Here is a 22,361-nt window from a genome sequence, read left to right as displayed (position 1 = left end):
TGATCCTGCGGTTATCGTATTTTGCCGGGCGTCCACGTTGACCTGATTTCGGGTGTTCGGGCGGCAGCATTCTCTTGATTCGATTCCACTCGCTGGAGGTCAGTTCATATCTTCTCTCTTCCATGAGAAAAGTTTAAGCGATTGGATCGATTTAGGCAACTTTGACGTTTTTTAAACAAGCCCTAGATTCTTAACGTAAAATTTTACTTTGTCATGTTTGTGCACAGTATATCATAAAGCTATAAAAAATGCATTACGGTCTCATAGGCGTCTTGACAGCACATAAAAGCCTTAGTAATCTAATAAAACAGTTTGCTGACCGATGGCTGAGACGTCCTGAAATCAGCAAGCGAGAAGAGTATGTTGTATACAAATATACAGCGTCAGCGCGACGAAAAGTGGAAAATTTTATCTTGTGGATCAGGAGTTGAAGAATGTGGCGCGAAATTATTTCATCCATAACGCGAAAATCTGCGACGGAACCGGAGCGGCGTGGTATCGGGGCAGCCTGAGGACGGAAGACGGAAAGATCGCCGCCGTCGGCCGCGGCGTCAAAGCCGGGCGCAACGACGAAACGATCGAAGCCGAAGGGCTGATGCTCGCTCCCGGCTTCATCGACATCCACAGCCACGCGGATTTCGGCATGATCTGCAATCCCGAGGCCGCCAACGTCATGCTGCAGGGCGTCACCTCGGTGATCATGGGACAGTGCGGCATCAGCCCCGCGCCGATCTGCCCCGAGCGCAAGGCGGAGTTGGACGAATACGCCGGCGTGACCAAGAGCGGCCGTCGCGTCGATTGGGATTGGAACAGTTTCGGCGAATGGCTGGCGCGCCTCGACCGCCAGCCGCTCGGCGTCAACGCCGGTTCGTTTGTCGGGCAGGGAACGGTGCGCCTCTGCGTGATGGGCTTCGACAGCCGCGACCCTTCGCGCGAGGAACTGGAACGGATGCGGGCGCTCGTCGGACAGAGCATGGAAGAAGGCGCGTTTGGCCTGAGCAGCGGTCTGGCGTACCCTCCCGGAATTTACTCTTCCGACGAAGAGCTCGAGTTCGTCGCCGGCGGCCTGACGAAGCGCTGTGGCCTCTATCTGTCCCACATGAGGAATCAGGCCGACAAATCGCCCGAGTGCGTGCGCGCGACGATCAACGTGGCGCGCGTCAACCATATCCCGGCCCAGGTCGTGCATCTCAAGGCGCGCGAGAGCGATCGCCCCGGCATGGCCGAACATCTTTTTTCCATCATCCGCGCCGCCCGCGCCGAGGGACTGGACATCACCGTGGATCAGTATCCTTACACGGCGGCCAGCTCCAATCTGCGCTCGCTGATGCCCAAGTGGGTGCATTCGGGCGGCGTCGCCGGCATCATGGAACTTCTCTCCGATCCCGAGGCGCGGCGGGCGCTGCACGAGGAAATGGAAGGCTCGGAGCGTTGGCAAAAAACGATGAAGCACGGCGGCGGCGCGAAGGGGATCGTGCTCGGCGAGCTTCCGCTCACGCCCGAATACCGCGGCATGAACCTCGAGGACGCTGCCCGGAAAATGGGGACCGATCCGCTCGAGGCGTTGCTCGAAGTCATCCTTCGCAACCAGGGCGCCGACCGCGGCATCTATTTTACGATGACGGAGCAGGACGTCCGCAACGTGATCGTCGATCCGTTGGTGATGATCGGTTCGGACGGCGCGATCGCCGCGCCGGAAGAATTCGTGCATCCCCGCTACAGCGGCACGTTCCCGCGCGTTCTCGGACGCTACGCGTGCGAACTGAAGCTGTTTTCCCTCGAAGAGGCTGTGCGCAAGATGACTTCGCTCCCGGCAGCGCGCCTCGGCCTGAGCGGCAAGGGGATCCTCCGCCCCGGCATGGACGCCGATCTGGTGCTCTTCGACCCGGGAACGGTTCTCGACGGCAGCACCTACGAACGCCCCATGACTCCGCCCGTCGGCGTCGAAGCCGTCTGGGTCGGCGGTTGCCTCGGCGCCTGCCGCGGCAAAACGACCGGCGAGCGTGCGGGGCGGGTTCTGCGTTACTGGACGCCTGACGACGAATAAAACTTTTTTCGAAAAAAACGAATCGCCGCGGACGGATTCCCTATAGGGATTCTCGCTCGCGGCGATTCATGAATAAATTCTCTTGACCTCTTATGAAACGGCACGTTCTGACGCGGCGGTCGGCTCGGCGTAAAACGTTCCGCGTCCCGTCACGCCGGAACGAATCAGCCGCCGACCTTGTGACCGTCTTTGAAGGCGGTGCCGACGCGTTCGCCGATGACGCGGTACGCGAAAGCGGCGGGATCGTAGCAGAGGAACTCGCCCCTGCCCAGATCGACGTGCCCCTTTTCGTCGAGGATCGACTCGTCGGCGCTCATGTTGACCACCTCCCCGACCACGCGGGTGCCGCCGAACTCCTCGCTGGCGCTGACGAGCTGGCACTCCAGCGTCAGCGGAAAGTCGGTGATGACGGGTGCGTCCACGTGAGCGCTCTTTTCCACATGCGCTCCCGATTGGGCGATCTTGTCTTCCTTACGGCCGGAGACGAGGCCGAAATAATCGGCCATGACGAGGTTTTTGCGGTCGGCAAAACTGACCGTGAAGGCTTTTCTCCGTTTGATGTTGTCGGTGGTCAGATGTGAGTTGTCCAGCTCGACGTGGACCATGTTGGTGTCGACCTGTCCGCCCCAGGCGGCGTTCATGGCGTCGGGGCGTCCGTCGTTGCCGTAGGTCGCGACGATAAGCACGGGCAGCGGCGTGACGATCGTTTGCTTGCCGAAATCCTTGCGCATAAAAATCATCCCTTTCATGATGTGACACCTCTCCGAATCTATTATAGGGGAAGCTGTCAAGCTGAAGCGGGCTTGAAACTTGGCCCCGCGCGCCTTTTGACAGCTCCGCCGGTATGGAGTATGGCAGGCGGAAGCGGTAAAGCGGCGGCGCTGCTTTCCGTACGAAAGCCTTTTTGTGAAGGAACTTTGCGGCGAGCCTTTTTTATTTTTGCGCCCATGCATTATAATGTGAACATGAGCATCCATCGATTGGACGGTGAGAACATGACCATTCTGGACAGCATCTTGAAATCCATAGGGCTGATGCGGATCAGAAATCTCCCGCCGCCTCCCGCGCCGCTGCCGCCTCAGCCGCTTTCCGAAGCCGAAGAGGAGATCCCCCTCAGCGATGAAGAGCGCGAGGAAGTGGAGCAGTGGGCGGGCTGGGCCGCGCAGATGGGCGACATCGTCCCGCAGCGGCTGGAAGTGGTCGAATTCGATTACGAGCCGTCCGTTCCCGCCGCGGACAAAGCGACGGGAGCGGAAGAGCCTGTGGCAGCGGAAGACGTTCCCGCCCAGGCGGAAGCGGCTGCGGACGAAAAAAGCGCGGCGGACAGCGGGACTCGAAGCGCCGCTCGCGCCGCGCAGAAGCGCGTGGCGGTTTCCATGCTCAAGGGCGGCGTCGGCAAGACGACGATCACCTGTTTCATCGCCACGGCGATCCAGAAAATTTGGGACGAAGAAGACCGCGGCGAGCGCCTGCTGGTCGTCGACACCGATCCGCAGGGCTCGGCGACCGATTTCTTCCTGCGCGCCGAGGACGTCCCCGCCGAGCTCAGCCTGCGCGCCCTGCTGGACCCCCAGCCCTATGCCGGCAATCCCGAACTGCTGATCCGCTCCACCCGCTATGCCCACGTCGACATCCTGCCGGCCCATCCCTCCGCCGCCGACGTCCTGCCGGCGGCGGAGGGCGCGCTGGAAGACCGTCTGGCGCGTTTTCTCGACCGCGCCGCGCGGGAATATCGGCTGGTGCTGATCGACACGCCGCCCTCGGCGACCCTGGCGCTGAAAAACGCGCTGCTGGCCGCCGATGACGTGCTGCTGCCGATCGACCCGAGCCGCCAGTGCCTCAAGACTCTGCCGCATTTTTCCGCGACGCTGGCGGAGTACAAGCACCGCAACCCCCGCCTGCGCATCTGCGGCGTCATCTTCTCGCGCTGCGACCGGCGCCAGCGCCTCGACCGCGAAATCCTCGCGGCAGTGACCGAGCAGCTGGCCAAAAGCGGCATCCCGCTGTACGAAGTGCCGCGCCGCGCGGCCATCGCCGACTGTTATAACCGTTTCCTCGGCGTCGAGGGGCTCGAGGCAAGGGAAAAAGAAGCGCTGACAGTCTTCGGCGATCTGGCCTGGCAGACGCTTTCGCTGCGGGACTGACAACGGAAAGGCGGTGCCGTGATATGGAAAAAGATTCCTTCAAACTGGACAAAAACGTCGCGGAAGCGTTGCAGAGCTTCGCAGCCTTCAATCAGGAACCGGAAACGCCTTCCGCGGCGGCTGAGAGCTCATCGCTCGAAGAAGAGCCCCTGCCCGTCGCCGCGGAAACGGACGAATCCGTTCCCGCCGCCGCAGCGCCGACGGCCGAAGCGCTTGCGGGACAGGATGCCGTGTGGGACTGGTACCAGGCCATGAAACCCGGCGTGATGAACAAATTCGACTGGCTCGTCATGCTGAGCTGTCAGGCCGCCCGCAGCGGCGGCGTCATCGTCATCGACGAGCTGGCCGGAAAAATGAGAGTGCGCGCCGACAAGCTGGCGCGGGCGCTGAACGAACTGGCGCTGGCCGGATGGATCACCGTGCTCCATACCGAGCGCGGCGGCCGCGGCCGCACCATCAGCAAGACGATTCGTGTGAACAGAACGCCCGCAAAGTAAGCGCGGAGGAGGAAGCCGAGGAATTGACATCCTCCTGTCAGGCGCGGTAACGACGTGCAGTTTTTGAAGAAGGCTTCTGTACGCCGACATTTGCCGTATGCTTCTCTCGCTTCTTTCTGTTACAAGCTCATACGCGACGTACGGGAAGCGTCTGGAGCTCCGGAGAGTCTCTTGGCAGCAGAAGCACTCTATCTGCTCAGGAGGCTTCGAACAGAGTTTGGTGGATGAAGGCAGGTTCGAAGGGATTGCGGAAAATGTGGCGCTGGAACGGCATTCGTCTTGTACGCGCCGATTTTTGTCTCGTTGCTTACACTAAGGGCTATCCACGATCATGTCTGGAGCATTGTTTTTCATTCTGTTTTTTGAACATTGATAGGGTATCTATTGCTGACCGGCAATAGATACTCAAATAATCTGTGCAAAGGGCCGCTGTTTATGCTATTCTTATCAATAGTAGTGCACTCATTGCCCCGTGCTGCCGAAATTTTACATAACATGAGCTGTATATTAATATTTAATGAATAGCGTAAAGGCAGGATTTGTTTTGATGCTGGAAAACGAAGACATCATCAAAAGGAAATACACGAATCAGTCGCTCCTTCGCGGATTGACAATTATGGAACAGTTTTTTAAATCATCTGATACGCTGGGGATCTCTGATCTTAGCCGACTTACAGGGCTTCATAAAAGCACCGTACACCGCCTCGTGACGACGCTGGAAGAATGCCGCTGGTTGCGCCGCACAAAAGGTGACCGTTTTCAGATTGGCATTAAACCGGTCATTCTCGGGCATAAGGGCGGTGATCAGGTTTCTTCACTGTCAATTACTCATGAATATCTTACGCAGTTACGCGATCATCTACAGGAAACAACTGTGCTGACAATGATGATCAACGACGAGACTACATGCGTCGATAAAGCCTCGTCGCACCAACGGCTTTCCTGTACATCTGAAATCGGACGCATTTATCCCTGCCATGCCGGTGCGACAGGTTTTGCTGTTCTGCTTGGTATGGATGAAGAGGAAGCGAGGGCTCATCTTGAGCGTCATGAACTTGTTCGCTATACGGAACGAACTGTCACGGACATTGAACGGTTGATGGAACGTTATCGTCTGGAAAAAGCTCGCGGCTATTCGCTTGCCAGCGGTCAGGTCGATCCCGGTATTACGGGAATTGCTATGCCAATCTGGTTCCCAGCGGAAAACACTTACGGCAGTTTGGGTGTTGTCCTTCCCGATTATCGCAGTTCGCAAAAACGCATCAGTGAAATTGTTGATGAAATGAATAAGACGCGTCTTAAAATTGAAGAAGCGATAACGCCTGGGCTGACATCATTAGGCGAAATTTAATTCGTTTTGTCTGGAAAAACAATCATATTGAGATTTAAGCCGACTTCAGAGGAAAGGGTTTCCTGCTGAAATCGGCTTATTTTTTACCGTTTTCAGTGTTTCTTTAAAATACATCATATTTATATATTCCAAAACGCTCTAATGTTTTTTGACTGGTCGTCTATAAAAGTGGTTCTTTAAGTGTTATACTTGTCTCATACAATGATTTATCGTCTTAATAAATGAGACGTTAAGGTTGTGGGAAGTATGAAAGTCGATCTATTGCTCAAAAATGCCGAGATTTTCGACGGAGAAGGCTTATATCGCGGTTGCCTTGGTATTTCGAAAGGGAAGATTGTTTCCCTTGGTCAAAATAACGTAACAGGTGTTGAAGAACTTGATGTTAAGGGTGCTTGGATTCTCCCTGGGGGGATTGAGACGCATGCTCATATTCGTGAACCTGAACTGACACAGCGTGGCGATTTCGCTTCCGAATCGATCGCTGCTGCAGCCGGCGGTATCACCATTTTTTTTGAAATGCCCATTTCCGCTCCACCCCAGGCAACTGTGGAAATTCTTCATCAGCGTGAACAAATCGCCGCTAAAAAGTCATGCGTTGATTTTGCGTTTTACGGTGCCGCTGCGGGCGGCGTACAAAATATTTACGAGCTCGCACAGGCAGGCGTGATCGGCTTTAAAATTTTTCTTTTTGATGTAAACGGTCCGCGCGCCAAGGAATTCATTGCTTCGACGGCGACTGATGACGGAGTTCTCATTGAGATTATGCAGGCTGTCGCTGCAACTGGCAAAATTTTGGCTGTGCATGCTGAAAATGGCCCAATAGCTTCATGGTATACCCGACGTTTGCAAAATGAACCGCAACGGTCTCCTCTACAACTTCACGCTCAATCACGGCCGTCGGTTTGTGAAGTTCAAGCTGTGGAGAAAATAATACGTTTTGCTCGGGAATATGGCACACGCGTCAGCTTCTGCCATATTTCCTGCAATGATTCTATGCATCTGATCGCGCGGGCAAAGGCTGAGGGCTTAGACGTATATGCTGAAACCTGTCCGCAGTACCTTTATCTTGATTATGAGAGAGCCGATCAACTCGGTTATGGGCCATACGCCAAATATAATCCGCCTATCCGTTCTTGTGCGGAACGAAAACAATTATGGAAATGGTTGTATCGAGGACAGTTCGATTACGTCGGCAGCGACCATGGAGCGTTTTTGCCTGAAGAAAAGCTTCCAGGTGAAAAAAATATTTTCAAGGCTCCCGCTGGCAATGTCGGTTTTGAGACTCGTTTGCCGCTGATGCTTGAATCTGTCCTCAACGGCAATTTGACGCTGAAGGATGTTGTCCAACTGACGTCAGCCAATGCCGCTAGAGTTTTCGGATTGTACCCGCAAAAAGGTGCGCTGCTTCCCGGTTCTGACGCAGATCTTGTTGTAGTCGACCCGCGCATTGAAGTCTGTCCGTCATGCGAGAATACGCTTTCGCATGGTAAAGCCATTGCCCGTCTCTACGAACAATGGAGACTGCATGGCAAAATTCTTCATACGTTGGTTCGCGGCAAATTTGTTTTTAAAGACGGCGCGCCGATTCCATGCATGCAGGGTTGGGGGAGAGAAGTGCTTGTTTAGTTTTTCTGTTCAATTTCCGTTTTCTGCGGATGTTGATAAAAATAAATTTTTAAGGAGGGGTTTCTATGGTAAAGGTGGATTTGGTAGTACATAACGCACAGGTCTACTCAAGCGGCACCGTCTTCCACGGTGGCATCGCGATCGCAAACGAGAAAATTGTTGATGTTTGTGCCGATGATTACCTGCCCGAGGCGTATCGGGAGATCGATGCCCAGAACAGACTTCTGCTTCCTGGCATTGTCGACACTCACGTGCATGTACGCGATCCCGGGCATATTGAACGCGGAGATTTTGAATCAGAATCAGCGGCAGCGGCGAACGCCGGCGTAACGGCATTCCTTGAGCATCCTATTTCCACTCCTCCTCCTTATACGCCTGAAATTCTTGCCAAACGTATTGAGCGTGCTAAGTCCCGCTGTATCGTAGACTATGCGTTTTTCGGTGCGGCTGGTTCCGAGTTTCCGCAGGAAGCCGAGCGTGTTGCCAAAGAGGGCATTGTCGCCTTTAAAACGTTCCTTCACGAAGCTCCCGAAGGGCGTGACGAAGAGTTCCGCGGTTTGACTATGCCCAACGACGGCGGCATCATGGAAGGCTTCGAAGCCGTTGCAAAAACTGGATTGATTCTCACTGTCCATGCGGAGAACAACGACATGATCAAACGTTTGATTACCAAATTCCGCGCTGAAGGCAAAGTTGGCTGGGGGTATCATTGCCCTTCACGCCCTAAAATCAGTGAAATCGAATGCATTGAAAAGCTGATTCGCGTTGCCCGCGAAACTGGAGTTCGCCTAGCCATCGCACACATTTCCACGCCGGAAGCGATGGAGCTTTTAAAACAGGCTCGTCTGGCCGGACAGGAAGTTTATATTGAAACTTGCCCGCATTATCTGATTCTCACGGAAGATGCCTTGCTGAAATACGGCCCCATGGCCAAGTGCAATCCTCCGCTTCGCAGTGCCACTGACCGAGACAAACTGTGGAAGTATGTCAAAGACGGCACCGTCGACTACATCGGTAGCGACCATGGTTCCTTCCTGCTTGCTGAAAAGGAGAAAGGTAACAAGGATATCTTCACTGCTGCGGCTGGTTCTGCCTGCATCGAAATGACGCTGCCACTGATGCTGACGGCTGTACGCGATGGCAAGCTGACACTACCCAGACTGATGCAGTTGATCTGCGAAAATCCTGCTCGTATTTTCGGCTTGAAAACCAAGGGGGGGCTGATCCCTGGTAAAGACGGTGATTTCGTAATCTGCGACACCAGCAAGGAATTCACCGTTGATCACAACAAGTTCTTGACTCACGGCCGAGGCATTTCCACGTGGTACGACGGTATGAAGTTGATTGGCAAACCCGAAATGACCTGCGTCCGCGGACGTGTTGTGATGGAGAACGGCATTGTTGATCATGGTGCCAAAGGTTGGGGTAGACTGATTCGTCACGGGGAGTGACATATGCGCATTCTTATTATCAACCCTAACAGCAGCAGGGCAGGAACCGAAGTTATTGACAAAATTGCCAAGCAGTATGCCGATGGCCGCTTTGAGGTTGCAACAGTTTCAACTCCTGGTGCAGCTCCATTTGTCGTAACATTTGAAGATTATGCTCGTTCTATACCTGGCATGGTGCAGTTGCTCAAAGACAATTACGATAAATTTGATGCCTTTGTGATTGCCTGCCACAGTGACCCCAATCTGGAGCTGCTCAAGGAAATTTCAGCCAAACCGGTTGTTGGCATTTGTGAGGCATCCGTAAAGATTGCCTCAATGCTTGGCGATAAATTCTCCGTTATCTCCCCTGGCAAACGCAGTATTCCTAATAAGGCCGCAATGATCCGCGACCGTTTCCGCATGGGTGGTTATCTTGCTTCCGTGCGTGCCCCTGAAAAAACGGCCATGGAAGGAACGGATATAAAGACTTTGCTAATGCCCGAAGCGAAACGTGCCATTGAAGAAGACGGTGCGGAAGTCATCGTGCTCGGTTGTGCAGAATTTGCAGGACTTGACAAGGCGATGAGCAAGGAACTTCACGTTCCCGTGCTTGACGGTACAGTGTGCGCTTTGATGGTCGCTGAAGGGCTCGTCAATGCCGGATACAGTACCAGCAAGCGCTGTCGTTTCAAACCTAATGATTGATTCGTAGAAACTATCTGACAGGAGGCTATAGTTATGACAATGTTTCGCCGCGTAACTCTCGCATGTGCAGCGTTCGTTCTGATCGGAGCTTCCGCTGTTTCTGCCCGCGAGCTCGTACTTGGCCATACCGGTCAACCTTCGATTACGTTCTCCGGCGTTGGACTCCAGTTTTCCGATAAGGTCAAAGAACTTTCCGGCGGAGAACTGACCGTTTCCGTCATGGGCGCTTCTGCTCTTGGCAACAACCGCGAAGGCATTGAACAGATTCAACAGGGCATGACCGACTTCTGGTTAATCTCCACGGGCCTTTTGGCTCCTTTCTCAAATACAGTCTCGATCTTCGACCTCCCTTATCTGTTCAAGAGCGAGAAAGCCGCGCTGGCTTTTATGGATAGCGATGTTGCGAGAGAGATCGTTGCTCCGCTTGAGGAGAAAGGCATCAAAGCTCTTGGTTATTTCCCCATGGGCTGGAGACACATTCACAGCAATATTGCCATCCGTAAGCCTGAACAGTTGAAGGGCGTGAAGATTCGTACGGAGCCCGCTCCCATTCGTATGGCCATTTTCAATGCGATGGGTGCTAGCGCTATCCCTATGGATTTCGGCGAAGTGTTTACCTCTCTACAACAGGGCGTTATCGATGCTGGTGAGCAGCCCCTTGAAAACATTAAGTCGCAGGGGTTTGACACTATTCAGAAATACATTACGCTTGACGGACATATTCTTGACCCGATGCTGCTCGTTATGTCAAAAATTACTTGGGAAAGCCTGAACGAGAAAGAACAGCGTTGGGTTACGGAAGCTGCGAAATTTGCCTGCGATTGGGGGCGTGAAAATATATTCGGCAACAGCAAGAAACTGCTTGAGGCATACAAGGCCGGCACGCAGAACATTATCATCGAGCTGACCAATGAAGAACGCGAAGCATTCCGCAAGGCAACGCAGCCAGTTTATGATGAATTCCTCGAGAAAGTTGGCAAAGATACATACGATAAGATCATGAAGATTCAGGAGTCCTTCCCCGCGGAATCTCCTCAGAACTAGTTTTCATCGTCAGGAGGCGGAAAGGAGTCCCTTTCCGCCTTTTCCATAGATTGCCAATATCCTGGAGGTATAAAAATATGAAACTCTTGAGGCTGTTTGACGATTACCTTGAAGAGGCTGTCGTTGTCATCTTATTTCTCATGATCCTTGTCGTTGGTACTGAACAGGTTATCACTCGTTATTTGTTGCATTTCGTCTTTAGCTGGGCAGAAGAACTGATGCGCATTTGCTTTGTGATTCTGGCGCTGTTCAGTTTCTCTCTTTGTGCCAAAAAGCTTGAGCACGTTAAGGTAGAAGCGCTCCTTACAGTTCTGTCTAAACGCTTGGGGACTTTTATTAAAGTCTTTTCCTCTACGGTCTTTCTTGCCTTTACGATTCTTTTAATCCAGCATTCATGGAGCATTATGAGTCTTCAATACCGTAGCCATCAGGTCACAGCAGCTATGGGAATTCCGACATGGACATATTTTGTTTTTGGTCCCATGTGTTTCACTATTATGGCGTTCCGCATCATCCAGAAATCCATTATTCCTCAAATAAAAGAGTTTTTCTCTTTCGGAGATAAAAAAGGAGATGATCGCTAATGTTACTCGCCGTCTTCGGTACCATGTTTCTGGCACTGCTTTTGACGATCCCCATTGCGGCGACCATTGGTCTGAGCTGCATCGCGTTCACTCCGTGGGTCCCCGGCGGTCTAGCAAAGGTGATGTTTTTTGTTGGTCAGCGTATGGTTGTTACTGCGGATTCATTTACACTTTTAGCGTTACCTTTTTTCATTCTTGCCGGTACGTTGATGTCACATGGTGGTATTGCCCGTCAGTTGACTAACCTTGCCGAAGCTGTTTCCGGCGACTTTCCTGGTGGGCTTGGAATCTCTGCTGTCGTTGCTTGCACATTTTTCGCAGCCGTGTCCGGTTCAGGTCCCGCCACAGTTGCGGCGATCGGCGCAATTATGCTGCCGACAATGTTGGAACGAGGTTATGACGTCGGCTTTTCTGGCGGCTTAATAGCCTGTGCCGGCGGCATTGGTGTGCTGATTCCCCCCAGCGTTCCGATGATTGTTTACGGTGTTAACTGTAATGTGTCCATCACCGATCTGTTCGTCGCTGGCATTGTACCCGGAATTATTGTTGCCGTGTTTCTGATCATTCCCACGATTATCATCGCTCGCAAACATCATTTTGTTGGCAAACCCCGCGGCGGTAACTGGCTGTGGGTGTTGGAAAAAATCTGGCAGGCTAAGACAGCCCTGCTGATGCCGATTATTATCCTTGGCGGTATTTACTGCGGTATTTTCACGCCTACCGAGGCTGGTATTGTTGCCGTTGTTTACGCCATGGTGCTCGGTTTCTGCACACGTCAGCTTTCCTTCCAGGGACTGATCAAAGCACTTGTTGAAGCGGCTGTAATCACCGGTTCTTGCATTTTCCTGATGGGAGCAGCGAGTGCTTTCGCTAAACTGTTGCACATGCGCAGCGTTCCGACGCTGATCTCCAATCTAATCCTTGGTATTACGAGCAGCAAGGTTATTATCCTTCTGCTCTTGAACGTCCTGTTCCTATTAGGCGGCATGTTTATCGATACCTTGTCCAATATTCTGATTTTTTGTCCTATTTTCCTGCCGCTGGTTACCAAGCTCGGCGTCAATCCCATTCATTTTGGTGTCCTTGTTATCTCCAATCTGGCGCTTGGGATGGCTACGCCTCCCATGGGAGTTGATCTGTTCGTTGCGGCCAATATTGCCCATGCACCGTTTGAAAGGATTCTTAAGGGGGCAATCCCCTTTATGCTCTGGAACTTGACCGGCGTTTTGCTGATCACGTACGTTCCATTCCTGTCACTGTGGCCTTTCTAGCAGGAAATGCAAAAAAGGGGGCATTGTTATGATCAAGATTAATGACAAACGCTTTCTGAATAACTTCTTCGGCCTGGCGAAAATCGGCTGGTCCGAAGCGGGCTTGAATCGTCCTTCATATAGTCCTGCCTATGCCGAGGGACGTGATTACGTGAAGAAAAAGATGGAAGATGCCGGCATGAAAGTCCGTGTAGATACAATCGGCAACATTTATGGACGATATGGTGGGACTGATCCGACACGCAAAACAATCCTCGTCGGATCGCATCTTGATTCAGTTCCTAACGGCGGCATCTATGACGGTGCATTGGGAGTCTTGGGAGGCATCGAAGCCTTGCAGTCTCTTCATGAAAAGTTCGGCTCTCTGTCAGCTCCGATTGAAGTTGTCGGCTTCATCGCCGAAGAAGCGAGTTTGTTTGGGGGGACATTTGGCAGCCGTGCAATTACTGGACTGGCGCCTTTGAATCAGCCGGAAGAAGCGTTTAAGTGGTCAGGGTTAACTTGTGATGATCTTGTCAATGCCCGTATCAAGATTGACGATTACGGTGCGTATCTTGAGTTGCATATCGAACAGGGGCCCGTACTGGAACGCAAAAATTTGGAAATCGGTATTCCTACCGGCATCGTCAGTATTATCCGCTATAAAATCACAATGAACGGACAGCAAAATCATGCAGGCACGACACCAATGTCAGAGCGCAAAAATGCGATGCGTCCGGCATCAGAACTGTTAACACGATGGTTTGCTTGGGCCGATGAACGTCTTGTGAAAAAAGATAACTTTGTTTACAACACTGGCGTATTTATCCTCGATCCTAATTCGCCGGCTGTTGTCCCCGGCAAGGCATCTTTTGTCATGGAATTGCGTTCTTTGTCAGATAAAGTTGGTGATGAGTTAGTTGCAAAGCTTCATGAGATGGTAAACGCTTCCGAGTATGCCGCATACTCTCCTACAATCGAAAAGATAGTCAATAAAGCTCCTGTTGCTCTGCACGAGAATATCATTGCTACAATTGAACAAGCGGTAAAGAGGTGCGGCTATGCTTATCAGCGTATGCCCAGCGGTGCGTCGCATGATGCCGTAGCTATGGCACACTTTATGCCTACCGGCATGATTTTCGTAAAGAGTCATGACGGCATTAGTCATAACAGAGCTGAATTTACTACCGATGAAGATATGCTCAAGGGTGTTCAGGTCCTGACAGAGACGGTCGCTCTGTTGGCAGAGTAGCTAATTTAATCAATAAAGAAATATATAAAATTATAATGAGAGGGGATTTTGCATGAGCGAGATCATTCCGACATCCCTTTATGTTTTCTGGGGATTTTTTGCGGTTCTGTGTATTTGCCCAATCGTGTGTCTTGCTGTGAAATTACTAAAAAAGGGGTAGGTTCTCGTCAATTTCTATATGCTCTGAAAAGGAGATGAAAATCTATGGAATTAACCGTTTGTATTATTGTTTTTCTGATCCTGCTTTTTCTGATCGGACTTTTTGTTTCTAAACGCATTAAAAACGATCAGGATTGGTTCGTTGCAGGACGTAACCTTGGTGTTGTTCCACTGGTCGGTACGTACTTTGCCACAATTATTAGCACTGTTTCTGTTATCGGTTATTTTGGCTATTACTATAGCTATGGTTGGGCTGGCTGGTGGAACTGGGCTGGTACGGCTTTGACATCAATGATTGCGGCTCTATGGTTTGCTGAGAAACTGCGCAAGTTTGGTCAGACAACGCTGCCCGATCTTCTCGCTGTCCGTTATGGCAAAGCTCACAGCATTATTGCCGGTATTGTCATTCTTGTTGCCATGTTGTTCTTTACCTCTGCACAACTGACTGGTTCCGCAGCCGTAGTCACAACGTCTATGGGTATAGATCGCACGACAGCAATTATCGTTATTGGGACAATCTTCATCCTTTTTACCGTGATGGGCGGTATGGAAGCCGTCGCTTGGACAGACACCTTTTGTAGTGCCATCATTCTTATCGGCGTGTGGTTACTGAGCTATAACGCTGTTAACGAAGCAGGCGGTGTTGTAAAAATCCATAAAACACTTGCACAGATAAAACCTAGTGCACTTGATCCATTTGCCAACGGTGCCATTCCATTGGGTGTAGCCATGTCATGGTTCTTGACATGGGGTATCGGTAATATCGGAGCGCCGCAGTTCAGTACGAGAATTTATTCTGCAAAGGATCCTAAAACTGCTGCTCTGAGCCAGGCATGGACGGGTGTTACTTTTATCTTTTTCTATTTGCCGCTGATGCTCGCTGCGCTGGCCGGCATTGTCCTTTTCCCCGGATTGACAGGGGTTGCTGATACCTATGCTCCGACAATCATTCAAAAAGTGATGGGGCCTTGGGGCGGCGGTATCATGATGGCCGGTATTCTTGCGGCCTCAATTTCAACAGCGGATTCCGTGTTGCTGCTCGCAGGAACCACTTTTGTACGCGACATTGTGCAGCGTTGCAGTTCTAGACAGTTCATGCCCCAGCAGACGTTGAAGATGGCTCGCATCACTACGTTCATCATCGGCATTCTGGCAATTTTCTTCACCATACACACTAATCAGGGTGTTATGTGGGTTCAGGCTAATGCTGTCGGCTATATGGGGTCGATGCTCTCTGTCGTTGTACTGGCAGCTTTTGCGTGGAAACGAGCCAATGCTCAGGGCGCTCTTGCCGCAATGATCGTTGGCATTCTTACGGCAGCCATCTGGGGCTATTTGAATAGACCGTTCGGCTGGTTTCCCATCTTACCTTCACTGTTCACCTGCACGTTGACCTTGGTAATTGTCAGTAAGTTGACCCCACCTCCTTCTCAAAAAGTTATTGATCAGTTTTTCAAAGAGTAGTTGTTTAATATTATAGAATCACATTATTGCCTCTACCGTTTCCAGCCACAGAACGAAAGCGACCGTACCCATTTCATTCTGTGTCCTTGCAGTGCCAAAAGCATCTGCGTCAATGAGCGCGTTGGCGACGAGCTTGTACTAAAGCACGGCATACACGATTACGCTGCCACCGCCGCGTTGATATTGCGCAGGGGTGGTGAAAAGACGGATACTGTGGTCTTGCATTGTAGCGGGAAAGACGTTTTCTTCAGTCACTCAGATGTCATTTTTACCATGGCGATGCAGTTTTCTAACCGTCTGGTACCGTTTGCAAGGCACGTATAGGCGAGAGCGCTGTGGTCTGTGTAACTTGCTTTGTTGTCTCAATTCGACTGTTCAGTCAAAAATCAAAACATAGAGGACTCTCCGTGGACTCTCTATAATTGAGCACAGAGGGGCCTTTATGTTTTTATGTCAAAGATAAAATAATTAGATTGATCTGACAGAAAAAATACAGGTCGTATCGGCGCCCGTCGGGCGCGTGAAAAATTCCGCGGCGTGTGAGAGAAACGCCGCGGAATTTTTGTATACTGGATTTTCAATGAACATTTCCCGATGACGAGAACGGCGGCTTTTGACAGAGGAAGATGGACGAAACGGGACGGACAAACGGCAATGCGCCGTCTTTTTGCCGGCGAAGTTCTCTTGACAAATGAACGTTTATGTCGTAATATTTTTTCAAGTAAATTGTATACAAACAAGCGTAAGAGCATCGCCTCGTGGTTTTGACGGGCGTTTTTCGGCTTTTGCTCTTGAAAAACGCGGCGGACGGCGAACGATGTTTGGCGGGCGAAAGGGACTCTTTTGCGCTCGCGCGTCGGACGCTTTTTTTGTATACGGAGTTTTTATGACAGGGAGGCGTCGTCATGTTGGATTTGAACGAACTGTGCGGCATGAGGGGCAAAAACGCCGTCATCACGGGAGCCGCGTCGGGGCTGGGGGCGGGGATCGCCCGCTTCTTCGCCGACGCCGGCGTGAAAGTGATGCTGCTGGACATCAACGAGAAGGGCGGCGAGGAAGTGGCCGCGAAAATCAGGGCCAGCGGCGGCGACGCGGCGTTCATGCGCTGCAACGTCACCAGTCAGGCCGACTGCGCCGCGGCGGCCGAAGCGGCGTTCCAGCGCTGGGGCAGCATCGACAGTCTCGTCAACTGCGCGGGAGCGACCCGCCGCCGCACGGTGGAAGATCTTGAAGAAAAAGACTGGGATCTGGTGCTGAACGTGACGCTGAAAAGCGTTTACCTGATGTGCCACAACGTGGTGCCCTACATGAAGAAGCAGGGACACGGCAAGATCGTCAACATCGGTTCGGGCTGGGCGCTCAAGGGCGGCGACCAGGCCGTGGCGTACTGCGCGTCCAAGGGCGGCGTGTGGAACATGACCCGCGCGCTGGCGATTGACTGCGGCCCCCACAACATCAACGTCAACTGCGTCTGTCCGGGCGACAGCGACACGCCGATGCTCAAAAGCGAATGCGAGCAGCTGGGCGGCACGTACGACTCGGCGTTCAAGGCGTCGTGCGCGGTGCGGCCGATCGCCCGGCTGGGCACGCCGGAGGACGTGGCCATGTGCGTGTTCTTCCTGTGCAGCGAAATGTCGCCGTGGGTCACCGGTTCGGCGCTGGTCGTCGACGGCGGCGGCATCGCCTAACGCGGCGGATTTTCAAGGAGGTCTTACGATGTCGAAAAGGAATTATCCCTACATTCCCAACTCCGATCCGGCCGTCCAGGCGGAGATGCTCAAGTTCATCGGGGCGGAATCCATCGACGAACTGATCGGGCAGAACATCCCTCGGGAGCTGCTCATGAAGGAGCCGCTCAAACTTCCGCAGCCTTACGAGGCGGAGTGCGATCTTGTCCGCCATGTCTCGGGAATTCTGAACAAGGACAAGACGGCCAACGAAATGACCTGCTTCCTCGGCGCGGGCTGCTATAACCGCTATGTTCCGGCTCTGGTGGACGAGGTGATTAATCGTTCCGAGTTCCTTTCGGCCTACGCCGGCGAGCCGTACGAGGATCACGGCCGCTTCCAAGCCTGCTTCGAGTACGAGAGTATGATGGCCGAGCTGCTGGATTGCGACGTGGTCAACGTGCCCAACTACGACGGTTCGCAGGCCGCGGGCACGGCGCTGCGCATGGCGACGCGCGTGACGAAGCGCGACGAAGTGCTGATCCCATCGACGCTGAATCCCGACGTGGCGCGTGCCGTGAAGACGTATCTGCATCCCGACGTGAAGGTGACGACCGTCGCTTACGATCGCGGGACCGGCCGCCTCGACCTGAACGATCTCAAGACGAAACTGAGCGATAAGACCGCGGCGGTAATGGTGATGAATCCCAACTTCTTCGGCGTCGTCGAGGAAGAGGCGTCTCGGATCGCCGATCTGGCGCACGCGGCTGGGGCGCTGTCTGTCGTTTACGCCGAACCTTCGACGCTGGGCGTGATGAAGCCGCCCTTCCAGTACGGAGCTGACCTTGCCTGTGGCGACATCCAGGCGCTGGGCATCCACATGAACTACGGCGGCGGCGTGGGCGGCTACATGGCCGCCAAGGACCGGCCCGAGATCGTGCGCGAGTATCCTTCGCGCCTGTTCGGCCTGGCTCCGACGACTCACGGCGAATGGGGCTTCGGCGACGTGATGTGGGAGCGCACCTCGTTCGCTGTCCGCGACCGCGCCAAGGAATTCGTCGGCACGCATGCGGCGCTGTGGAGCATCGGCGCGGCGGTGTATCTCGCCAGCCTCGGGCCGAAGGGCATGCAGGAACTGGGCAAGACCATTTTGCAGCGCGGCCTGCTGCTGCGCAAGCGGCTGAGCACCGTGAAGGGACTGACGGTCTGCCCGCTGAGCGGCGCGACGTTCCAGGAGTTCGTCGTGCGCTTCGAGAACAAAACCGTCGCCGAAGTCAACGCGGCGCTTTTGAAGAAGAATATTCTCGGCGGCTTCGATTTGAGCAAGGACTTCCCCGAACTTGGGCAGTGCGCGCTGCTGTGTGTCACCGAGCGTACGGGTGAAGACGACGTCGACGCGCTGGTCGAGGCGCTCTCCGAAATTCTTGCCTGAGGGACGGAAAGGAAGGATCGTCATGGATAAAATCGCGGACAAAAGAGACATCCGACTGGATCGTTTCCATCAAGCGAGCTGGAACGAGCCGATCATTTACGAGTTGAGCGTGAAGGGCGAGCGCGGCGTACTGGTTCCGGAAGTTTCGGCGGCCGCCGCGGCCGAAGCGGGCGACGGCGTTTCCAGCTTGCCCGAGTGCATGAGGCGCGAAACCGCGCCCGACCTGCCGGAGATCAGCCAGCCGCAGCTGGCCCGTCACTACAACCATCTGGCGCAGGAGAATCTCGGCGTCGACAGCAACATCGACATCGGTCAGGGCACCTGCACGATGAAGTATAGCCCCAAGGTGAACGACCGCCTCGCCGGCTGTCCCAAGGTGGCCGACATGCATCCGCTGCAGCCGGACGGCACGGCGCAGGGCATTCTCGAAATCGTCTGGCGTCTGGGCGAGCTGTTCAAGGAAATTTCTGGACTCGACTGCTTCAGCATCCAGCCCGGCGGCGGCGCGCACGGCATCCTCGCCATGGCGTCGGTGGTGCGCGCCTACTGGGAAGCCAAGAGCGAAAACGACCGCGACACCGTCGTCACCACATTCTTCTCGCACCCCGCCGACGCGGCCTGCCCGATCGTCAAGGGCTACAAAGCCGTCGTGTTGCCTCCCGACGCCGAGGGGCTGCCCGACATCGAAGCTTTCAAGGCGACGCTGAAAAACAACAAGGTCGCCGCCATCTTCATGACCAATCCCGAAGACACCGGCATCTTCAACCGCCGCATCCGCGAGTTCACGCGGCTGGCTCACGAAGCCGGCGCGATCTGCTGCTACGATCAGGCCAACGCCAACGGCCTGCTGGGCATCACCCGCACCGTCGAGGCCGACTTCGACATGTCGTTCTTCAACCTGCACAAGACCTTCTCGTCGCCGCACGGCTGCGGCGGCCCCGCCGTCGGCATGGTGACCTGCTGCAAAGAACTGCGCGACTATTTGCCCGCGCCGCTGGTCGAACACAGCGGGGAGAAAGGCTATTACCTCGATTTCGACCTGCCCCGCAGCTGCGGCAAGGTCAAGTCCTTCTGGGGCGTCGCGCCCGTGGCGGTGCGCGCCTACGCTTGGATCATGAGCCTCGGCGCGGAAGGTCTGCGCGAGGTGAGCCGCGTGGCGATCCTCAACAACAACTACTGCATGAAAAAGATTCTCGCCATCAAGGGCGCGTCGATCAGTTTCCCCAATCACAAACCGCGTATCGAGCAGGTCCGTTACAGCTGGGAACAGCTCAAAAAGGACACCGGCTTCGGCACCGCCGACTTCTCGCGGCGCATCCCCGATTACGGCACGCATTACTGGAGCAGCCACGAACCGTGGGTGATCCCCGAACCGTTCACGATCGAGCCCAGCGAGTCGTACAGCAAGCGCGACCTCGACGCCTACTGCGAGATCCTCGCCGCCATCGCGCGCGAGTGCTACGAACAGCCCGAGGTCATCCGCGAAGCGCCGCTGAACAGCACCGTGCACCATACCAGCCACGATTATTTCGACGACCCCGACAAGTGGGTGCTGTCGTGGCGCAATTACAAGCAGAAGTACACGGGCTATTTCCAGCCGAAAAAGAAGTAGATGAGAATCGGCTTTCTCGTCAATCCCGTGGCGGGAATGGGCGGTTCCGTGGCGCTGAAGGGCACCGACGGGGCGGAAACGCTCCGCCGCGCCCGCGCGCTTGGCGCCGTGCCCCGCGCCGCGGAGCGCATGGCGCAGGCTTTGGATGCCGCCCTGCCGCTGCCTGACGGCGTTGGTTTTCTCGCCTGCGGCGGCGAAATGGGAGAAGCGCTTTTGAAAGAACGGCGGCTTTCGTACGAGACCGTGTACCGTCCGGCAGGCGAAACCGGGGCCGCCGACACGCGCGCGGCCGTTGAGGCCATGGTCGCCGCCGGAGCGGAACTGATCTTCTTCGCCGGCGGCGACGGCACGGCCCGCGACGTCTGCGCGGCGACGGAAGGCGCGGACATCCCCGTGATCGGCGTACCGGCGGGCGTGAAGATCCATTCGGCGGTCTACGGCGTCACGCCGGTGCGCGCCGGGCAGCTGTTGCGCAAATTTGCCTCCGGCGGCGTGAAGGAGCTGGGCGACGCCGAGGTGATGGACATCGACGAAGACGCTTTCCGCCGCGGCACGGTCAACGCTCGCCTTTACGGCTACCTGAAAGTGCCGCTGGACCGCGGCTGCCTGCAGGACCGCAAATCAGGCGGCGCGAACCCCGACGCCTACGACCGCTCGGCCATCGCCGCCTGGGCGGCGGAGCACATGGCCCCCGGGCGTCTGTATCTGATCGGTTCGGGCACCACCACCCAGGCTATCATGGACGAGCTGAAGCTCCCCGGCACGCTGCTGGGCGTCGACGCCGTCAAAGACCGCCGCCTCGTCGCCGCCGACCTGACGGAGCGCCAGCTCCTCGACCTGGTCGAACCGGGCAACACCACGCTGATCGTCACCGTCATCGGCGGCCAGGGGCACATCTTCGGCCGCGGCAACCAGCAGCTCAGCCCCGCCGTGTTGCGCCGCGTCGGCGTGGAGAACGTGACGGTCGTCGCCACGCCGGCCAAACTGATCGGCCTGTTCCCCAAGCCCCTGCTCGTGGACACCGGCGACCCCGAACTCGACCGCCGGTTCGCCGGCTACGCCGCCGTGGTGACCGGCTACGACCGCCGCCAGATGTGCCGCGTGGAGTGAAGAAGCGTTCCCGACGTTTGGCCGTAGAATAAAAAAGTTCGGGCGAAGCGCCCGAACGGGAACATTCTTTGAGGAGGTCTTTTTATGGCACGTTATGAAGAACTCAAAGGCAAGCGCGTGATGATCACCGGCGCGGCCAGCGGCATCGGACTGGCGACGGCCTGCCGTTTCGCCGCGGAAGGCGCGAAGGTTTTCATCGTCGATTACAACAAAAAAGCCCTCGAGGCGACGCAGAAGGAACGTCCCGAGTTCGCCGGATTTTCCGCGGCCGACGTCTCCGACGAGGAGAACGTCAAAGCGGCTTTTGCGGAGATGGACCGCCTGCTGGGCGGCATCGACGTGCTGATCTCCAACGCCGGCATCTCCGTCCGCAGCGACGCGCTCGACATCCCCTACGCGCAGTGGAAAAAGGTGATGGACATCAACCTGGGCGGCATGTTCCTCTGCGCCAAAGAAGCCGGCAGGCGCATGAAAGCCCAGGGCGGCGGCGTGATCCTCATGACCGCCTCCAGCAACGGCACCGAGGGCCACCGCTGGTACGCCGATTACAACGCTTCCAAGGCGGGCGTGATCCTGCTCACCAAGACGCTGGCGCTCGAGCTGGCCCCCGTCGTGCGCGTCAACTGCGTGTGTCCCGGCTACGTGCTCACGCCCATGCAGCGCGCCGAATACACCGACGAGATGCTGGCCAAGGTCAACGAAGGCATTCCCATGAAGCGCCACGCCGCGCCCGAGGAGATCGGCGCGCTCTACGCCTTCCTCGCCAGCGACGATGCCCAATACATCACCGGCGCCGACATCCGCATCGACGGCGGCGAGACGGCAGGGCTGTATTTGTAAGATAATATTCGCGTGGTCAAGAACAATAAACGTCCTTCCCGTTTTTTCACGGGAAGGACGTTTATTGTTCTTATACTATTTCTCAATTAAAGCACCTAACAATCCATTGTCTTGCGGTAATACTCCTTATGGTCTGAGCGGTGAGAT

At 54.9% G+C, this 22,361-nt stretch carries 18 protein-coding genes; 17 read left to right on the top strand and 1 reads right to left on the bottom strand.

All coding sequences use genetic code 11. The annotated features are described in order from the left end of the window. The first annotated feature begins 415 nt into the window (after positions 1 to 415). On the top strand, positions 416 to 2,047 hold the full coding sequence (locus D7D26_RS09130) for an N-acyl-D-amino-acid deacylase family protein (RefSeq protein WP_233543523.1): 1,632 nt from the start codon (positions 416 to 418) through the stop codon (positions 2,045 to 2,047). A gap of 164 nt (positions 2,048 to 2,211) precedes the next feature. Here the strand turns inward: D7D26_RS09130 and D7D26_RS09125 are convergent, their stop codons facing one another. Continuing rightward, a complete protein-coding gene (locus D7D26_RS09125; RefSeq protein WP_199674748.1) occupies positions 2,212 to 2,796 on the bottom strand; it encodes a flavin reductase family protein in 585 nt (194 codons plus the stop codon). A gap of 198 nt (positions 2,797 to 2,994) precedes the next feature. On the opposite strand from D7D26_RS09125, the gene D7D26_RS09120 reads away from it, so the two are divergent. The 16 genes from D7D26_RS09120 to D7D26_RS09040 all read left to right on the top strand — a co-directional run bounded on the left by D7D26_RS09120 (position 2,995) and on the right by D7D26_RS09040 (position 22,214). Then, a complete protein-coding gene (locus D7D26_RS09120; RefSeq protein ID WP_078015543.1) occupies positions 2,995 to 4,191 on the top strand; it encodes a ParA family protein in 1,197 nt (398 codons plus the stop codon). Positions 4,192 to 4,214: 23 nt separating this feature from the next. Next, positions 4,215 to 4,688, top strand: coding sequence for a hypothetical protein (locus tag D7D26_RS09115; RefSeq protein ID WP_120372846.1), 474 nt, complete (start codon positions 4,215 to 4,217; stop codon positions 4,686 to 4,688). Between the two features lie 547 nt (positions 4,689 to 5,235). Then, positions 5,236 to 6,039 (top strand): IclR family transcriptional regulator, encoded by an 804-nt coding sequence (locus tag D7D26_RS09110; protein ID WP_158606330.1) that lies wholly within the window; start codon positions 5,236 to 5,238, stop codon positions 6,037 to 6,039. A 246-nt stretch (positions 6,040 to 6,285) separates the two neighbouring features. Further along, a complete protein-coding gene (locus D7D26_RS09105; protein WP_120372845.1) occupies positions 6,286 to 7,665 on the top strand; it encodes a dihydroorotase in 1,380 nt (459 codons plus the stop codon). 65 nt (positions 7,666 to 7,730) lie between these two features. Next, complete coding sequence (locus D7D26_RS09100; protein ID WP_078015547.1) at positions 7,731 to 9,116, top strand: dihydroorotase; 1,386 nt, start codon at positions 7,731 to 7,733, stop codon at positions 9,114 to 9,116. 3 nt (positions 9,117 to 9,119) lie between these two features. After that, on the top strand, positions 9,120 to 9,800 hold the full coding sequence (locus D7D26_RS09095) for an aspartate/glutamate racemase family protein (RefSeq protein WP_078015548.1): 681 nt from the start codon (positions 9,120 to 9,122) through the stop codon (positions 9,798 to 9,800). A 33-nt stretch (positions 9,801 to 9,833) separates the two neighbouring features. Continuing rightward, on the top strand, positions 9,834 to 10,844 hold the full coding sequence (locus D7D26_RS09090; RefSeq protein ID WP_120372844.1) for a DctP family TRAP transporter solute-binding subunit: 1,011 nt from the start codon (positions 9,834 to 9,836) through the stop codon (positions 10,842 to 10,844). A gap of 77 nt (positions 10,845 to 10,921) precedes the next feature. After that, complete coding sequence (locus D7D26_RS09085; protein WP_120372843.1) at positions 10,922 to 11,428, top strand: TRAP transporter small permease; 507 nt, start codon at positions 10,922 to 10,924, stop codon at positions 11,426 to 11,428. A gap of 23 nt (positions 11,429 to 11,451) precedes the next feature. Then, a complete protein-coding gene (locus D7D26_RS09080; RefSeq protein ID WP_233543522.1) occupies positions 11,452 to 12,699 on the top strand; it encodes a TRAP transporter large permease in 1,248 nt (415 codons plus the stop codon). Positions 12,700 to 12,727: 28 nt separating this feature from the next. Further along, positions 12,728 to 13,930 carry a Zn-dependent hydrolase gene (locus D7D26_RS09075; RefSeq protein ID WP_078015552.1) on the top strand — a complete coding sequence of 401 codons (1,203 nt, stop codon included), beginning with the start codon at positions 12,728 to 12,730 and terminating at the stop codon, positions 13,928 to 13,930. A gap of 204 nt (positions 13,931 to 14,134) precedes the next feature. Continuing rightward, positions 14,135 to 15,553, top strand: a complete 1,419-nt coding sequence (locus tag D7D26_RS09070) for a sodium:solute symporter family protein (RefSeq protein ID WP_120372842.1) — start codon at positions 14,135 to 14,137, stop codon at positions 15,551 to 15,553. A 905-nt stretch (positions 15,554 to 16,458) separates the two neighbouring features. Continuing rightward, positions 16,459 to 17,241 (top strand): SDR family NAD(P)-dependent oxidoreductase, encoded by a 783-nt coding sequence (locus D7D26_RS09060; RefSeq protein WP_078015555.1) that lies wholly within the window; start codon positions 16,459 to 16,461, stop codon positions 17,239 to 17,241. Between the two features lie 28 nt (positions 17,242 to 17,269). Continuing rightward, positions 17,270 to 18,652, top strand: a complete 1,383-nt coding sequence (gcvPA, locus tag D7D26_RS09055) for an aminomethyl-transferring glycine dehydrogenase subunit GcvPA (protein WP_120372840.1) — start codon at positions 17,270 to 17,272, stop codon at positions 18,650 to 18,652. Between the two features lie 22 nt (positions 18,653 to 18,674). Next, entirely contained in the window at positions 18,675 to 20,264 is a 1,590-nt protein-coding gene (gene gcvPB, locus D7D26_RS09050) for an aminomethyl-transferring glycine dehydrogenase subunit GcvPB (protein ID WP_120372839.1), read from the top strand. Continuing rightward, complete coding sequence (locus tag D7D26_RS09045) at positions 20,265 to 21,374, top strand: ATP-NAD kinase family protein (protein ID WP_120372838.1); 1,110 nt, start codon at positions 20,265 to 20,267, stop codon at positions 21,372 to 21,374. 84 nt (positions 21,375 to 21,458) lie between these two features. Continuing rightward, positions 21,459 to 22,214 carry an SDR family NAD(P)-dependent oxidoreductase gene (locus D7D26_RS09040; protein ID WP_120372837.1) on the top strand — a complete coding sequence of 252 codons (756 nt, stop codon included), beginning with the start codon at positions 21,459 to 21,461 and terminating at the stop codon, positions 22,212 to 22,214. Positions 22,215 to 22,361 lie beyond the last annotated feature (147 nt).

This window comes from Pyramidobacter sp. CG50-2, assembly GCF_003612005.1.
Lineage (GTDB): Bacteria > Synergistota > Synergistia > Synergistales > Dethiosulfovibrionaceae > Pyramidobacter.
The sequence above is the reverse complement of the archived record's forward strand: the minus strand, read 5'-3'. Positions and strand labels throughout refer to the sequence as shown.

Coding starts and splice junctions, on each gene's coding strand:
- D7D26_RS09040 (WP_120372837.1), top strand. CDS start 21,459: ATGGCACGTTATGAAGAACTCAAAGGCAAGCGCGTGATGATCACCGGC.
- D7D26_RS09110 (WP_158606330.1), top strand. CDS start 5,236: ATGCTGGAAAACGAAGACATCATCAAAAGGAAATACACGAATCAGTCG.
- D7D26_RS09125 (WP_199674748.1), bottom strand. CDS start 2,796: ATGAAAGGGATGATTTTTATGCGCAAGGATTTCGGCAAGCAAACGATC.
- gcvPA (WP_120372840.1), top strand. CDS start 17,270: ATGTCGAAAAGGAATTATCCCTACATTCCCAACTCCGATCCGGCCGTC.
- D7D26_RS09080 (WP_233543522.1), top strand. CDS start 11,452: ATGTTTCTGGCACTGCTTTTGACGATCCCCATTGCGGCGACCATTGGT.
- D7D26_RS09070 (WP_120372842.1), top strand. CDS start 14,135: ATGGAATTAACCGTTTGTATTATTGTTTTTCTGATCCTGCTTTTTCTG.
- D7D26_RS09085 (WP_120372843.1), top strand. CDS start 10,922: ATGAAACTCTTGAGGCTGTTTGACGATTACCTTGAAGAGGCTGTCGTT.
- D7D26_RS09100 (WP_078015547.1), top strand. CDS start 7,731: ATGGTAAAGGTGGATTTGGTAGTACATAACGCACAGGTCTACTCAAGC.
- D7D26_RS09120 (WP_078015543.1), top strand. CDS start 2,995: ATGCATTATAATGTGAACATGAGCATCCATCGATTGGACGGTGAGAAC.
- D7D26_RS09045 (WP_120372838.1), top strand. CDS start 20,265: ATGAGAATCGGCTTTCTCGTCAATCCCGTGGCGGGAATGGGCGGTTCC.
- D7D26_RS09095 (WP_078015548.1), top strand. CDS start 9,120: ATGCGCATTCTTATTATCAACCCTAACAGCAGCAGGGCAGGAACCGAA.
- gcvPB (WP_120372839.1), top strand. CDS start 18,675: ATGGATAAAATCGCGGACAAAAGAGACATCCGACTGGATCGTTTCCAT.
- D7D26_RS09105 (WP_120372845.1), top strand. CDS start 6,286: ATGAAAGTCGATCTATTGCTCAAAAATGCCGAGATTTTCGACGGAGAA.
- D7D26_RS09090 (WP_120372844.1), top strand. CDS start 9,834: ATGACAATGTTTCGCCGCGTAACTCTCGCATGTGCAGCGTTCGTTCTG.
- D7D26_RS09115 (WP_120372846.1), top strand. CDS start 4,215: ATGGAAAAAGATTCCTTCAAACTGGACAAAAACGTCGCGGAAGCGTTG.
- D7D26_RS09060 (WP_078015555.1), top strand. CDS start 16,459: ATGTTGGATTTGAACGAACTGTGCGGCATGAGGGGCAAAAACGCCGTC.
- D7D26_RS09075 (WP_078015552.1), top strand. CDS start 12,728: ATGATCAAGATTAATGACAAACGCTTTCTGAATAACTTCTTCGGCCTG.